Here is a 14,918-nt window from a genome sequence, read left to right as displayed (position 1 = left end):
GACACAGGGACACGATCATGAGCCGTTCCGCACACCCGGCCGGGCCCCGGCACGCCGACGTTCTTCCCGAGGGCCACTACACGGCGCCTCCGGCCGATCTCAATTCGCTCGACCCGCGGGTGTGGGCGCAGACCGTGGAGCGCACGCCGGAGGGGGCCGTCGCGGTCGGCGGCCTGGACGTGCGCCGTCTGGCCGAGGAGTTCGGCACCCCGGCGTATGTGATGGACGAGACCGACTTCCGGGCCCGCTGCCGTGCCTGGCGGGACGCTTTCGGGCCGGACGCCGACGTCTACTACGCGGGGAAGGCGTTCCTCTCCCGGGCCGTCGTGCGCTGGCTGCACGAGGAGGGGCTGAACCTCGACGTGTGCTCGGGCGGCGAGCTGGCGACCGCGCTGGACGCGGGGATGCCCGCCGAGCGCATCGCGCTGCACGGCAACAACAAGTCCGACGAGGAGATCGAGCGGGCTGTCGAGGCGGGCGTGGGGCGGATCGTGCTGGACTCGTTCCAGGAGATCGCCCGGGTCGCGCACACCGCGGCGCGGCTGGGGCGGCGGCAGCCGGTGCAGATCCGGGTCACGGTCGGTGTCGAGGCGCACACGCACGAGTTCATCGCGACCGCGCACGAGGACCAGAAGTTCGGGCTGGCGCTGGCCGGGGGCGGCTCGTCCGGGGCCGGGGAGGGGCCGGCGGCCGAGGCGGTGCGCCGGGTTCTGATGCTGGACAGCCTGGAGCTGACCGGGATCCACTCGCACATCGGCTCGCAGATCTTCGACATGGCCGGTTTCGAGGTCTCGGCCCGCCGCGTGGTGGGGCTGCTGACCCGGGTCCGGGACGAGCACGGGGTCGAGCTGCCGGAGATCGACCTGGGCGGCGGGCTGGGGATCGCCTACACGCCCGAGGACGATCCGCGCGAGCCGCACGAGATCGCCAAGGCGCTGGGGGACATCGTCACCCGGGAGTGCGAGGCGGCGGGGCTGGCGGTGCCGCGGCTGTCGGTGGAGCCGGGCCGTGCGATCGCCGGGCCGACGGCGTTCACGCTGTACGAGGTCGGCACGCTCAAGGAGTTGGAGGGGCTGCGGACGTATGTGAGCGTGGACGGCGGGATGTCGGACAACATCCGTACGGCGCTCTACGACGCCGAGTACAGCGTGGCGCTGGTCTCCCGGGCCTCGGCGGCGGAGCCGATGCTCAGCCGGGTGGTGGGCAAGCACTGCGAGAGCGGTGACATCGTCGTACGGGACGCTTTCCTGCCCGCCGATCTGGCGCCGGGCGATCTGCTGGCCGTGCCGGCGACGGGCGCGTACTGCCGTTCGATGGCGAGCAACTACAACCATGCGCTGCGGCCGCCGGTCGTCGCGGTACGGGATGGGCAGGCGCGGACGATCGTGCGGCGCGAGACGGAGGAGGATCTCCTGCGGCTCGATGTCGGTTAGCGAGATATACGTCCCACATACTGGAACAGGCGTGGAATCTCCGTATCGGTAAGTGAGACTTGACGGGACGAAACGCCGGGTGCGGCAGGCCGGAAGGCGGCCCGTGCGAGAAGCAGTCGAGAAGAAGTCGAGAAGAGGTCAGATGATGCGTACGCGTCCGCTGAAGGTGGCGCTGCTGGGCTGTGGGGTCGTCGGCTCAGAGGTGGCACGCATCATGACGACGCACGCGGAGGACCTCGCGCAGCGCATCGGCGCCCCGGTCGAGCTGGCCGGGGTCGCCGTACGCCGTCCCGACCGGGTCCGCGCGGGCATCGACCCGGCGCTGGTGACCACCGACGCGGCGGCGCTCGCCGCGCGCGCGGACATCGACGTGGTGGTCGAGGTCATCGGTGGCCTGGAGCCGGCCCGGACCCTGATCACCTCGGCTTTCGAGCACGGCGCCAGCGTCGTGACCGCGAACAAGGCACTGCTGGCCGAGGACGGCTCCACCCTCCACGAGTCCGCCGACAAGTACGGCGTCGACCTCTTCTACGAGGCGGCCGTCGCCGCCGCCATCCCGCTGGTGCGGCCGCTGCGCGAGTCCCTGGCGGGCGACAAGGTCAACCGCGTGCTGGGCATCGTCAACGGCACCACCAACTTCATCCTCGACCGGATGGAGTCCACCGGCGCCGGCTACAGCGAGGCGCTGGACGAGGCCACCGCGCTCGGGTACGCGGAGGCCGACCCCACCGCCGACGTGGAGGGCTTCGACGCGGCCGCCAAGGCCGCCATCCTGGCCGGTATCGCCTTCCACACCCGGGTGCGGCTGGACGACGTGCACCGCGAGGGCCTGGCCGAGGTCACGGCGGCCGACATCGCCTCCGCGAAGCGGATGGGCTGCACCGTCAAGCTCCTGGCCATCTGCGAGCGGGCCGCGGACGGCCGCTCGGTGACCGCACGGGTGCACCCCGCGATGCTGCCGCTCAGCCATCCGCTGGCCTCGGTGCGGGAGGCGTACAACGCCGTCTTCGTCGAGTCCGACGCGGCGGGGCAGCTGATGTTCTACGGCCCGGGAGCGGGCGGCTCGCCCACCGCCTCCGCCGTGCTCGGCGACCTGGTCGCCGCCTGCCGCAACAAGCTCAGCGGCGGCCGGGGCCCCGGCGAGTCGGCCTACGCGCAGTTGCCCGTCTCGCCCATGGGCGAGGTGGTCACCCGCTACCACATCAGCCTGGACGTCGCCGACAAGCCGGGTGTGCTGGCGCAGGTGGCGATGGTCTTCGCCGAGCACGGGGTCTCCATCGACACCGTGCGGCAGAAGGGCAAGGAGGGCCCGCACGACGGCGCCTGGCTCGTCGTGGTCACCCACCGTGCCCAGGACGCGGCGCTCAGCGCGACGGTCGAGGCGCTCCGCGGCCTCGACACGGTGCGCGGGGTGGCCAGCATCATGCGGGTCGAGGGGGAGTGAGCGTGCCGGGCGCCGCCCGCGGGAACCCGCGGGGTGCCGGACACGGAAAGGCGCGAGGGTGCGGCCGCGGCCTGCGGCACGCGGCGCGAGCAGCCCGGCGCGGTGGGCAGCGTCGGACAATGGTCAGTAAGGGAGCCGAGGAACAGTGACCGTCATGGAGCCTGCGATGTCACAGATGCGGGAGGCCGGCGACGCCGGTGCTTCAGCCGCGCCCGCCGCCGGGCCCGGTGCGGGGCGCCCGCAGTGGCGCGGCATCATCGAGGAGTACCGGGACCGGCTGCCGGTGGCCCCCGGGACCGCGCCCGTCACCCTCCGTGAGGGCGGCACGCCGCTGGTGCCGGCCCAGAAGCTCTCCGAGCTGACCGGCTGCGACGTCCACCTCAAGGTCGAGGGCGCCAATCCCACCGGTTCCTTCAAGGACCGCGGGATGACGATGGCCATCACCCGCGCCAAGGAGGAGGGGGCCCAGGCCGTCATCTGCGCCTCCACCGGGAACACCTCCGCTTCGGCGGCGGCCTACGCCGTGCGGGCCGGGATGGTCTGCGCCGTGCTGGTGCCGCAGGGCAAGATCGCGCTGGGCAAGATGGGGCAGGCGCTGGTGCACGGCGCGAAGATCCTCCAGGTCGACGGCAACTTCGACGACTGCCTGGAGCTGGCCCGCGGGCTGTCGGACAAGTATCCGGTGGCGCTGGTCAATTCCGTCAATCCGGTGCGGATCGAGGGGCAGAAGACCGCGGCGTTCGAGATCGTGGACATGCTCGGCGACGCGCCCGACATCCACGTCCTCCCGGTGGGCAACGCCGGCAACATCACGGCCTACTGGAAGGGCTACCGCGAGTACCACCAGGACGGTCCGGCCGCCCGCACCCCGCGGATGTGGGGCTACCAGGCGTCGGGCGCGGCGCCGATCGTGCGGGGCGAGGCCGTCAAGGAGCCGAGCACCATCGCCACCGCCATCCGGATCGGCAACCCGGCGTCCTGGACCCTGGCCGAGCAGGCGCGCGACGAGTCGGGCGGATTCATCGACGCCGTGACCGACCGTCAGATCCTGCGTGCCTACCGGCTGTTGGCCGCGCAGGAGGGCGTCTTCGTGGAGCCCGCCTCGGCCGCCTCGGTGGCGGGTCTGCTGCAGGCCGCCGAGCAGGGCAGGGTCGACACCGGACAGCGGATCGTCTGCACCGTCACCGGCAACGGACTCAAGGACCCGGACTGGGCCGTGGCGGGCGCGCCGCAGCCGATCGTGGTCCCCGTCGACGCGGACGCCGCCGCCGAGCGCCTCGGCCTGGTCTGACCCGGTGGCGGCTCCGGCGCGGCCCGCCGTGCCGGAGCCGCCCGGCCGGAGTTCCGGACCGGATCCGCTCAGCGGGTTTCCCCGGGGTGGTCGCCGGGGCAGACCCCTGGTGCGGGTCTCGACCGAACCGCCCACCCCGACCGTCCCACCGGGTCGGCCCCCCTCCGGGGCGGGAAGGTTCGGCGCGCGGTACGGACGCGTACCGCGCGGAAGCACGGTGAGGCTTACGACACGCATCGTGCGCCTCCCGTGCGCCCTATGTCGCCAGTGAACCCACCTTCGATAGGCTGAGTTTCACCCCGACTCCCGTACGTCCCCGCCACGGGTGTGCCCGGAGCCGTGACCGGTCCGGCGCAGCCGCGGTCGAGGGGATGCTCCGCACACCCAAACCAAGGAGAGTCATCGAGAGATGGCCGGTCCCGCGTTCCGCGCCGCCGCCGTCCGAGTGCGTGTCCCCGCCACCAGCGCCAACCTCGGCCCCGGCTTCGACGCACTCGGTCTCGCCCTGGGGATCTATGACGACGTGGTGGTCCGCGTCGCCGACTCCGGTCTGCACATCGACATCGCGGGCGAGGGCGCCGAGGCCCTGCCCCGGGACGAGGAGCACCTGCTCGTCCGCTCCCTGCGCACCGCCTTCGACCTGCTGGGCGGGCAGCCGCGCGGCCTGGAGGTGGTGTGCGCCAACCGCATCCCGCACGGCCGCGGCCTGGGCTCCTCCTCCGCCGCCATCTGCGCCGGGGTGATGGCGGCCCGCGCCGTGACCACCGGCGGCGAGGCCCGGCTGGACGACACCGCGCTGCTGGAGCTCGCCACCGAGATCGAGGGCCACCCCGACAATGTCGCCGCCTGCCTGCTGGGCGGCTTCACCCTGGCCTGGACGGACGGCGGCGCGGCCCGCGCGCTGCGGATGGCGCCCGCCGCCTCCCTCGTCCCGGTGGTCTTCGTCCCCGCGAAGCCGCTGCTCACGCAGACCGCGCGGGGGCTGCTGCCGCGCACCGTGCCGCATGTCGACGCGGCGTTCAACGCGGGGCGCGCAGCGCTGCTGGTGGAGGCCATGACGCGCCGTCCGGAGCTGCTGCTGGCCGCCACCGAGGACCGGCTGCACCAGGAGTACCGGGCCCCGGCGATGACGGAGAGCGCGGATCTGGTCGGCTGGCTGCGCAGCGAGGGCGTCCCCGCCGTGATCTCGGGGGCGGGCCCGACGGTGCTGGCGCTGGCCTCGGACGAGGGAGAGGCCGACAAGGTGTCCCGGCTGGCGGGTGAGGGCTGGACGGCGAACCGGCTGGCGCTCGACCTGGACGGAGCAAGCGTCCTGCCGCTTTCCGCGGGGGCGCGGAGCAGCGTTGACGAGGCCGGGAGCGGGCCGGGAGGCACGGACAGCGGGTCCCGGTGACGGCGGGTTGCGGATCTTCGAGAGGGGGAATGTTTGTTGGATCCGGTAGTGTTAACCTCAAGTCTGCACGTGCAGTCTCGTGGGCTTCGTACAGGTAAGTGCGATAGTCCGAAGAGTGCGGTGCTTGCGTGTTCCCCTGGTAGCTCCAGTAGGGACCACCTCTTCTTCCAGGAGCCTCCCACACTGCTCGGCCCGTTGCCGGGCAGCGGCGAACACGCTCCGGAGCCGACGTGAAGGACATCCATGTCGAGGCTTCACGCCGAACCCACGTACTGATCTGCCCGCCGTACATCCAGGCGGGACCACCGCCCCGGCCAGGTCCGCACAGACCGGACCGCAGCCGGACAGCACAACCGGTCGCCGAGCCAGACTGGCCGACGTCCGCTCCAGGGAAGGACCCTTCGTGAGCGACACCACCGATCTGATGGGCGTGAACGCCGATACCGCCGCCGACGGTGCCGCGGCGCCCGCCACGGACGCATCCGCCACGCCTGCCTCCGGTGCCGCACCCAGGCGACGGCGCTCCGGCACGGGGCTGGAGGGCATGGTTCTGGCCGAACTCCAGCAGGTCGCCTCCGGCCTCGGTATCAAGGGCACCGCGCGGATGCGCAAGAGCCAACTGATCGAGGTCATCAAGGAGCGCCAGGCAGGCGGAAGTTCGGACTCCGCGCCCGCGGCCTCGGACAAGGGCGGCAAGACCGCCGAGAGCAAGCAGGCCAAGCCCGCCAAGGGCGCCGACGCCACCTCCGGCGGCGAGGGCGCCGAGGAGGCCAAGCCCAAGCGCCGCGCCACCTCCCGGGCCCGCACCGGCGAGTCCGAGGCCGCGCAGCAGGACGGGCAGGGCCAGATCGACATCCCCGGCCAGACCGAGGGCGACGCCAAGGCGGCCCAGGAGGGCGGCCGCGGCCGCCGCGCCAAGGGCGAGGCCGAGGGCGCCGAGGGCAAGCAGGAGGGCAAGGACAACCGGGACGGCCGGGACGGCAAGTCCGAGCGCTCCGAGAAGGACGGCAAGGGCGGCTCCTCCGGCGAGGGCAAGCAGCAGCAGGACCGGCCCTCCAAGCGCGAGCGCCAGCGCGACCGTGACCGCAACCGCAACAAGAACGACGGCGGTGGCGGCGGCGGTGGCGGCCAGCAGAACCAGGGCGGTGGCGGCGGCCGCCGCGACGACGGCTTCGACGACGACGGCGGCGGCCGCCGCGGCCGGCGCGGCCGCTACCGCGACCGGAGGGGCCGCCGCGGCGGCCGCGAGGACTTCGAGCCGCAGATCGCCGAGGACGACGTCCTGATCCCCGTCGCGGGCATCCTCGACATCCTCGACAACTACGCGTTCGTCCGCACCTCGGGCTACCTGCCGGGGCCGAACGACGTGTATGTCTCGCTGGCCCAGGTCCGCAAGAACGGCCTGCGCAAGGGCGACCACGTCACCGGCGCGGTGCGTCAGCCGCGGGAGGGCGAGCGGCGCGAGAAGTTCAACGCGCTGGTCCGGCTGGACTCGGTCAACGGCATGTCGCCCGACGACGGCAAGGGCCGCTCCGAGTTCAACAAGCTCACCCCGCTCTACCCGCAGGAGCGGCTGCGGCTGGAGACGGAGCCCAACCAGCTCACCCCCCGGATCATCGATCTGGTCTCGCCGGTCGGCAAGGGCCAGCGCGGCCTGATCGTGGCCCCGCCGAAGGCGGGCAAGACCATGGTGCTGCAGTCGATCGCCAACTCGATCACCCGGAACAACCCCGAGTGCCACCTGATGGTCGTCCTGGTCGACGAGCGTCCGGAAGAGGTCACCGACATGCAGCGGTCGGTCAAGGGCGAGGTCATCTCCTCGACCTTCGACCGCCCGGCCGAGGACCACACCACCATCGCCGAGCTGGCCATCGAGCGGGCCAAGCGGCTGGTGGAGCTGGGGCACGACGTGGTGATCCTGCTGGACAACATCACCCGGCTCGCCCGCGCCTACAACCTCGCCGCGCCTGCCTCGGGCCGCATCCTCTCCGGCGGTGTGGACTCCACGGCGCTGTACCCGCCGAAGAAGTTCTTCGGCGCGGCCCGGAACATCGAGGACGGTGGCTCCCTGACGATCCTCGCCGCGGCGCTGGTGGAGACCGGCTCCCGGATGGAGGAGGTCATTTTCGAGGAGTTCAAGGGCACCGGCAACATGGAGCTCAAGCTCGACCGCAAGCTCGCCGAGAAGCGGATCTTCCCCGCGGTGGACGTGGACGCGTCCAGCACCCGCAAGGAGGAGATCCTCATGGCGAACGAGGAGCTCCAGATCGTCTGGAAGCTGCGGCGCGTGCTGCACGCCCTGGACCAGCAGCAGGCCATCGAGCTGCTGCTGGACAAGATGAAGCAGACGAAGTCCAACGCGGAGTTCCTGCTCCAGATCCAGAAGAACACCCCGACCCCCGGCGGCCAGGACTGACGCCGCCCGGCAGTCGAAGGCGCCCGGAGCGGCCCGGATCCCGGTCCGCGAGCCGCTCCGTCGCCCGGACGGGTCAGCGCGAGGGCCGCCCCACCACGCACGGTGGGGCGGCCCTCGCCGTGCGTCCGGGCCGCTGAGAGCTTGCCCACAGCCCCGGCCGGCCGGTGCCCGCCCGCCGCCCGGCAGGCGCGAGCGCGTCGTCGCAGGTAAAACGGGAGCAGTGCCGCGTTGCGGCCCGGTCCGTACGCCGCAGTGCCGACCCGCGCTCCTGCCGAGTGCGGCGACGCGTTGTGCAACCCTTCCGGCGAGACAGCGCGTCCCCCGCGGGGACGACGTCTTGATCGGAACGACCGCACGGCGTCCACACACGACACACGGCGCCACGAGGCAGGACTGAGGGAAGTGACCATGGCGGGCGACAGCTACGAGGGCGACACGGCGGCACCGCGCCGCTCCGGGGGCATACGTGCCTCCGGCCGTCGCCGCAGGCCGCTCAGCGGAAGCCGGCGTGCCGTGCGGGTCGCGGCCTGGACCGTGGCGGGCGCGCTCGTGATCGGCGGGGGAAGTCTGGGGTTCGTCTACTTCAAGCTCGACGGCAACATATCCGGCATCGACATCAACGCGGCCCTGGGCGCGGACCGGCCGGAGGACACCCCGGACGGCTCCATGGACATCCTGGTGCTCGGCTCGGACAGCCGCGCCGGGGCGAACGCGAAGTACGGCAAGAACGAGGGCGGCGCCCGCTCGGACACGGCGATGGTGCTGCACATCAACGAGAAGCACGACAAGGCCAGCGTGGTCTCCATACCCCGGGACACCGTGGTGCAGCGGCCGAGCTGCAAGGGCGACGAGTCCGAGAAGGGCAGGACCGTCCCGGCCCAGCGGGCCATGTTCAACTCCGCGTACAAGGTCGGCGGCCCCGCCTGCGCCGTCAAGACCGTCGAATCCCTCTCCGGCGTCCGGATGGACCACTATCTCGAGGTCGACTTCGCCGGCTTCCAGAAGCTGATAGACACCCTCGGCGGCGTCGAGATGACCACCCACAAGGCGATCGACGACAAGGAAAGCCACCTGAAGCTCAAGGCGGGCACCCACCGCCTGGACGGCGAGCAGTCCCTCGGCCTGGTCCGCACCCGGCACGGGGTGGGCGACGGCAGCGACCTGGGCCGTATCCAGCTCCAGCAGGCGTTCCTCAAGGCACTGATCGACCAGGTCAACAGCGTCGGCCTGTTCAGCAGCCCCAAGAAGCTCTACGACCTGGCGGACACCGCGACCTCCGCGGTCACCACCGACTCGGAGCTGGACTCGGTCGGCAAGCTGACCGGCATGGCCAAGACCCTCAAGGGCATCAAGTCCGACGACATCCGGATGACCACGCTGCCGGTCGCCTACGACCCCGGGGACCCGAACCGGGTGGTGCAGATCCGCTCGAAGACCGAGAAGGTCTGGTCGGCGCTCCGGCACGACGAGCCGGTGCCGAAGTCCGCCACCAAGGGCTCGGCGGGCGACAAGACCGACATCGGCGGGGTGGTGGACGACGGCCGCGCCAGTGCCTCGGCCACGCCGCAGGCGGGCACCGGGCAGCGGTCCGACGACTGACCTGCGCCGCGGCGTCCACCCGGGGGCGCTCCGGCCGGGCGAGCGGTCCGGCCGGGCGGGGGCGCCCGGGCCGTCGGGGCGCGCCGGAGCCCCCGGCCGGACAGGCGGGGGCGGTGCCGGGAATACCGGGCGCGTCCCCCCGGTTTTGGGGGGTGCGGCCACCAGTGGCAAACTGGACCGTCGGCCCCGGTTCACGGGAAACAACCCGTCTCCCGACCCGGTGCCCTCCCGAACCTAGGAGTGACCTTGAAGCGCGACATCCACCCCGAGTACCGCGAGACCCAGGTGAGCTGCACCTGCGGCAACTCGTTCACCACGCGCACGACCATGCCGGAAGGCGTGATCCGCGCGGACATCTGCTCGGCCTGCCACCCCTTCTACACCGGCAAGCAGAAGATCCTCGACACCGGTGGCCGCGTGGCCCGCTTCGAGGCCCGCTTCGGCAAGAACGCCGGCAGCGCCAAGAAGTAGCGACACCGCAGCGCCGGTCCGCGACTGCCCCTGCCGGGCAGCGCGGCCCGGCGCTCTTTTGGTGCTCAGCGCCCAGGCGCCCGCTGCCCGCTGCGCGGCGGCGCCGCGCCCCCACTCATCAGCAAGGGATGGCCACGATGTTCGAGGCGGTCGAGGAACTCGTCGGCGAGCACGCCGACCTGGAGCGGCGACTCGCCGATCCGGCGATCCACGCCGACCAGGCGGGTGCCCGCCGGCTCAACAAGCGCTACGCCGAACTCACCCCCATCGTCACCGCCTACAGCGAGTGGAAGCGGACCGGGGACGACATCGGTACGGCGCGGGAACTGGCCGCGGAGGACCCGGACTTCGCCGACGAGGTCAAGGAGCTGGAGCGGCGCCGCGAGGAGCTCACCGAGCGGCTGCGGCTGCTGCTGGTCCCGCGCGACCCCAGCGACGACAAGGACGTCATCCTGGAGATCAAGGCGGGCGAGGGCGGCGACGAGTCCGCGCTGTTCGCCGGTGACCTGCTGCGGATGTATCTGCGCTACGCCGAGCGCCTCGGCTGGAAGACCGAGCTGATCGAGTCCAACGAGTCCGACCTCGGCGGCTACAAGGACGTCCAGGTCGCCGTGAAGACCAAGGGTTCGGCCGAGCCGGGCCAGGGCGTGTGGGCGCGGCTGAAGTACGAGGGCGGAGTGCACCGCGTGCAGCGGGTGCCCGCCACCGAGTCCCAGGGCCGCATCCACACCTCGGCGGCCGGTGTCCTGGTGCTGCCGGAGGCGGAGGACGTGGATGTGGAGATCAACCCGAACGACCTGCGCATCGACGTCTACCGGTCCTCCGGACCCGGCGGGCAGTCGGTGAACACCACCGACTCGGCGGTGCGCATCACCCACGAGCCGACCGGCATCGTCGTCTCCTGCCAGAACGAGAAGAGCCAGCTCCAGAACAAGGAGCAGGCCCTGCGCATCCTCCGCGCGCGGCTGCTGGCCGCGGCGCAGGAGGAGGCCGAGAAGGAAGCCTCGGACGCCCGCCGCAGCCAGGTCCGCACGGTCGACAGGTCCGAGCGGGTGCGCACCTACAACTTCCCGGAGAACCGCATCTCCGACCACCGCGTCGGGTTCAAGGCGTACAACCTGGACCAGGTGCTGGACGGCGAGCTCGACCCGGTCATCCAGGCGTGCGTGGACGCGGACTCCGCGGCCAAGCTGGCCGCCGCACAATGACGCCCGGGAGGGGGACGGAGTGAACGTGCTGCTCGCCGAGGTGGCCCAGGCCACCCAACGGCTGGCCGACGCGGGTGTGCCCTCACCGCGCTTCGACGCGGAGGAGCTGGCCGCCTTCGTGCACGGCGTGGGACGGGGCGAGCTGCACCGCGTCGCCGACGCCGACTTCGACGCGCGCTACTGGGAGGCGGTGGCCCGCCGCGAGGCCCGCGAACCGCTTCAGCACATCACGGGGCGGGCTTTCTTCCGCTACCTGGAGCTGTATGTGGGAGCCGGCGTCTTCGTGCCCCGGCCCGAGACCGAGTCCGTGGTCGGCTGGGCGATAGACGCGGTGCGGGCGATGGACGTGGCCGAGCCGCTGATCGTGGACCTGTGCACCGGCTCCGGGGCCATCGCGCTGGCGCTCGCGCAGGAGGTGCCCCGCTCCCGGGTGCACGCCGTGGAACTGGACGAGTCCGCGCTGGTGTGGGCGCGCAAGAACGTCGAGGGCTCGCGGGTGACCCTGCACCAGGGCGACGCGCGCACCGCGCTGGGCGAACTGGACGGCCAGGTCGACCTGGTGATCTCCAACCCGCCCTACATTCCGCTCACCGAGTGGGAGTATGTGGCACCGGAGGCCCGCGACCACGACCCCCAGGTCGCGCTGTTCTCCGGCGAGGACGGCCTGGATGTCATCCGCGGCCTGGAGCGCACCGCCCACCGGCTGCTGCGCCCCGGCGGCGTCGTGGTCGTCGAGCACGCCGACACCCAGGGCGGGCAGGTGCCCTGGATCTTCACCGAGGACCGCGGCTGGGCGGACGCCGCGGACCACCCCGACCTCAACAACCGGCCCCGTTTTGCCACTGCACGCAGGGAGGTGCCGTAATGGCACGGCGATACGACTGCTCCGACGCGACCGACCGGGCGACCGGCCTCCGCGAGGCCGCCTCGGCCGTCAGGCGCGGAGAACTCGTCGTGCTGCCGACCGACACCGTCTACGGCGTCGGTGCGGACGCGTTCAGCGCGGACGCGGTCGGCGATCTGCTGGAGGCCAAGGGGCGCGGCCGCGGCATGCCCTCGCCGGTCCTGGTGGGCTCGCCGAACACGCTGCACGGCCTGGTCACGGACTTCTCCGAGGCGGCCTGGGAACTGGTCGACGCCTTCTGGCCCGGCGCGCTGACTCTGGTGGCGCGGCACCAGCCGTCGCTGACCTGGGACCTGGGGGAGACCCATGGCACGGTGGCGGTGCGGATGCCGCTGCACCCGGTCGCCATCGAGCTGCTGAACGAGTTCGGCCCGATGGCCGTCTCCTCGGCCAACCTCTCCGGGCACCCGGCGCCGAAGGACTGCGACGAGGCCCAGGAGATGCTGGGCGAGTCCGTCGCCGTCTACCTGGACGGCGGGCCCACCCAGGACAATGTGCCCTCGTCGATCGTGGATGTCACCGGCGCGGTGCCGGTGCTGCTGCGTGCGGGCGCCATCGACGCGGACGAGCTGCGCAAGGTCGTACCGGGCCTGGAGGTGGCCCCGTAGTGACCGCCCCACCCGGGCGTGGGCCGGCCGCGGCCGGCGGCATAAGCGGCGCCGACGGCGCGTTCCGTATCCTCCACGTCTCCACAGGCAACGTGTGCCGCTCGCCGATCACCGAGCGGCTCACCCGGCATGCCCTGGCCGATCGGCTCGGGGAGCGCCGCACGGGCGGCCTCGTGGTCGAGAGTGCGGGGACGTGGGGGCACGAGGGCGCGCCCATGGAGGAGAACGCGGTCGCCGTGCTGCTCGAACACGGCGCGGACGCCGAGGGGTTCACCGGGCGCGAGCTGCTGGACGAGCACGTGATCCGGGCCGACCTGGTGCTGACCGCCACCCGCGACCACCGTGCGCAGGTGATCTCCATGGGCCACTCCGCGGGCCTGCGCACCTTCACGCTCAAGGAGTTCACCCGGCTGGTGCGGGCGATAGACCCCGCGACGCTGCCGGTCGCGGGCAGCCCCGAGGACGTGGTGGAGCGCGCCCGCGCGCTGGTGCAGGCGGCGGCCGCGCTGCGCGGCTGGCTGCTGGCGCCCAGCCCGGAGGCGGACGAGATCTACGATCCCTACGGCGCCCCCATCCCGTACTTCCGCAGCGTCGGCGAGGAGATCAGCGGTGCGCTCGATCCGGTGGTCACCGCCCTGACGGGGGTCCCGGCGCCTGCCTAGACCGTGCCCTGCCGGCCACACCACCGCGTACCACCACACCAGAACCAGCGGTCAGCAGTGAGCGTGTCCTATGGTGTGGGCCTGAACAGCCCGGCCGACCGGGCCTGCGTTGACTGCGAGACCTCTGGGGAGCCCTTCCGGTGCGTGAATATCTGCTGACGCTGTGCGTCACGGCTGCGGTCACCTATCTGCTGACCGGGCCGGTGCGGAAGTTCGCCATCGCGGCGGGCGCGATGCCTCCGGTCCGCGCGCGCGACGTGCACCGGGAGCCGACTCCCCGGCTCGGCGGTATCGCTATGTTCGGCGGACTGTGCGCCGGGCTGTTGGTCGCTTCACAGCTCACCAACATCGGGAAGCTGTTCACTCTTTCCGATGAGCCCAGGGCGCTGCTCTCGGGTGCCGGGCTGATCTGGCTGATCGGCGTGCTGGACGACAAGTGGGGCGTCGACGCGCTGGTGAAGCTCGGCGGGCAGATGATCGCTGCCGGTGTGATGGTGCTCCAGGGGCTGACGATCCTGTGGCTGCCGGTGCCGGGCGTGGGGAACGTCGCACTCACTCCCTTCCAGGGCACGCTGCTCACGGTGGCGCTGGTGGTGATCACCATCAACGCGGTGAACTTCGTGGACGGCCTGGACGGCCTCGCGTCGGGCATGGTCTGCATCGCGAGTGTGGCGTTCTTCATGTACGCCTACCGCATCTGGTACGGCTACGGCATCGAGGCGGCGGCTCCTGCCACGCTCTTCGCGGCCGTGCTGATGGGGATGTGTCTGGGCTTCCTGCCGCACAACATGCATCCGGCCCGCATCTTCATGGGCGACTCCGGTTCGATGCTGATCGGCCTGGTCCTGGCCGCGGGCGCGGTCTCCATCACCGGCCAGGTCGACCCGGACCTGATGGTCGAGCACACCGGTTCGGTCAAGTCCGCGGTGCACACGATGGTGCCGCTGTACATGCCGTTGCTGCTGCCGCTGAGCATCATCGCGATCCCGGTGGCCGACCTGGTGATGGCGATCGTGCGGCGCACCTGGAACGGCCGCTCGCCGTTCGCGGCCGACCGGGGGCACCTGCACCACCGGCTGCTGGAGGTCGGGCACTCGCACAGCCGTGCCGTGCTGATCATGTATTTCTGGGCCGCGTTGATCGCCTTCGGGGCTGTGGCCTTCTCGGTGCGCTCCTCCAGCCTCGCCATCGTGCTGACGATCGTGCTGCTGAGCGCGGTGGGCCTGGTGGTGCTGCTGATGCCGCGCTACACGCCGCGGGTGCCCGGCTGGGCGCAGCGGGTGCTGCCGCCCCGGTACCGGCGGGGCGGCCCGGAGCCGGTGGATGCCGAGGCGGCGGCGCCGGAGCCGGACGCGGAGGCCGCGGGGGAGCGTGAGCCCGCGATGGCCGGGTTGCACGGAGCGACTGCCATCGGGGAGCGGCGGCAGTTCACCCGGACGAAGAAGATCAACACCCCTGAGTGAGCCGCTCCCTGAGCAGGGGAAGCCGC

At 72.1% G+C, this 14,918-nt stretch carries 12 protein-coding genes; all 12 read left to right on the top strand.

All coding sequences use genetic code 11. The annotated features are described in order from the left end of the window. Positions 1 to 17: 17 nt before the first annotated feature. Positions 18 to 1,433 (top strand): diaminopimelate decarboxylase, encoded by a 1,416-nt coding sequence (gene lysA, locus BMX65_RS21385; RefSeq protein ID WP_075001963.1) that lies wholly within the window; start codon positions 18 to 20, stop codon positions 1,431 to 1,433. A gap of 145 nt (positions 1,434 to 1,578) precedes the next feature. Then, positions 1,579 to 2,877: a homoserine dehydrogenase gene (locus BMX65_RS21380; RefSeq protein ID WP_075002028.1), complete on the top strand. Its 1,299-nt coding sequence runs from the start codon at positions 1,579 to 1,581 to the stop codon at positions 2,875 to 2,877. Between the two features lie 175 nt (positions 2,878 to 3,052). Continuing rightward, positions 3,053 to 4,168, top strand: coding sequence for a threonine synthase (thrC, locus tag BMX65_RS21375; protein WP_075001962.1), 1,116 nt, complete (start codon positions 3,053 to 3,055; stop codon positions 4,166 to 4,168). A gap of 409 nt (positions 4,169 to 4,577) precedes the next feature. Then, positions 4,578 to 5,561 carry a homoserine kinase gene (gene thrB / locus BMX65_RS21370; protein WP_075001961.1) on the top strand — a complete coding sequence of 328 codons (984 nt, stop codon included), beginning with the start codon at positions 4,578 to 4,580 and terminating at the stop codon, positions 5,559 to 5,561. Positions 5,562 to 5,964: 403 nt separating this feature from the next. Further along, positions 5,965 to 7,977, top strand: coding sequence for a transcription termination factor Rho (gene rho / locus BMX65_RS21365; protein ID WP_075001960.1), 2,013 nt, complete (start codon positions 5,965 to 5,967; stop codon positions 7,975 to 7,977). Between the two features lie 408 nt (positions 7,978 to 8,385). Beyond that, a complete protein-coding gene (locus BMX65_RS21360) occupies positions 8,386 to 9,576 on the top strand; it encodes an LCP family protein (protein ID WP_107437545.1) in 1,191 nt (396 codons plus the stop codon). A gap of 246 nt (positions 9,577 to 9,822) precedes the next feature. After that, complete coding sequence (gene rpmE, locus BMX65_RS21355) at positions 9,823 to 10,047, top strand: 50S ribosomal protein L31 (RefSeq protein ID WP_075001958.1); 225 nt, start codon at positions 9,823 to 9,825, stop codon at positions 10,045 to 10,047. A gap of 137 nt (positions 10,048 to 10,184) precedes the next feature. Next, positions 10,185 to 11,255: a peptide chain release factor 1 gene (gene prfA, locus BMX65_RS21350; RefSeq protein ID WP_075001957.1), complete on the top strand. Its 1,071-nt coding sequence runs from the start codon at positions 10,185 to 10,187 to the stop codon at positions 11,253 to 11,255. A 19-nt stretch (positions 11,256 to 11,274) separates the two neighbouring features. Next, positions 11,275 to 12,120 carry a peptide chain release factor N(5)-glutamine methyltransferase gene (gene prmC / locus BMX65_RS21345; protein ID WP_075001956.1) on the top strand — a complete coding sequence of 282 codons (846 nt, stop codon included), beginning with the start codon at positions 11,275 to 11,277 and terminating at the stop codon, positions 12,118 to 12,120. Beyond that, complete coding sequence (locus BMX65_RS21340; RefSeq protein ID WP_075001955.1) at positions 12,120 to 12,767, top strand: L-threonylcarbamoyladenylate synthase; 648 nt, start codon at positions 12,120 to 12,122, stop codon at positions 12,765 to 12,767. Before prmC ends, BMX65_RS21340 begins: the two co-directional genes overlap by 1 nt. Then, entirely contained in the window at positions 12,767 to 13,429 is a 663-nt protein-coding gene (locus tag BMX65_RS21335; RefSeq protein ID WP_019354615.1) for an arsenate reductase/protein-tyrosine-phosphatase family protein, read from the top strand. Before BMX65_RS21340 ends, BMX65_RS21335 begins: the two co-directional genes overlap by 1 nt. Positions 13,430 to 13,569: 140 nt before the next feature. Further along, positions 13,570 to 14,892: an MraY family glycosyltransferase gene (locus BMX65_RS21330; protein ID WP_075001954.1), complete on the top strand. Its 1,323-nt coding sequence runs from the start codon at positions 13,570 to 13,572 to the stop codon at positions 14,890 to 14,892. Positions 14,893 to 14,918 lie beyond the last annotated feature (26 nt).

Source organism: Streptomyces qinglanensis (assembly GCF_900111245.1).
GTDB lineage: Bacteria > Actinomycetota > Actinomycetes > Streptomycetales > Streptomycetaceae > Streptomyces > Streptomyces qinglanensis.
The sequence above is the reverse complement of the archived record's forward strand: the minus strand, read 5'-3'. Positions and strand labels throughout refer to the sequence as shown.

Excerpts from the sequence above, each read along its gene's own strand:
- lysA (WP_075001963.1), top strand. The coding sequence starts at position 18 with ATGAGCCGTTCCGCACACCCGGCCGGGCCCCGGCACGCCGACGTTCTT.
- BMX65_RS21380 (WP_075002028.1), top strand. The coding sequence starts at position 1,579 with ATGCGTACGCGTCCGCTGAAGGTGGCGCTGCTGGGCTGTGGGGTCGTC.
- thrC (WP_075001962.1), top strand. The coding sequence starts at position 3,053 with ATGCGGGAGGCCGGCGACGCCGGTGCTTCAGCCGCGCCCGCCGCCGGG.
- thrB (WP_075001961.1), top strand. The coding sequence starts at position 4,578 with ATGGCCGGTCCCGCGTTCCGCGCCGCCGCCGTCCGAGTGCGTGTCCCC.
- BMX65_RS21360 (WP_107437545.1), top strand. The coding sequence starts at position 8,386 with ATGGCGGGCGACAGCTACGAGGGCGACACGGCGGCACCGCGCCGCTCC.
- prfA (WP_075001957.1), top strand. The coding sequence starts at position 10,185 with ATGTTCGAGGCGGTCGAGGAACTCGTCGGCGAGCACGCCGACCTGGAG.
- BMX65_RS21340 (WP_075001955.1), top strand. The coding sequence starts at position 12,120 with ATGGCACGGCGATACGACTGCTCCGACGCGACCGACCGGGCGACCGGC.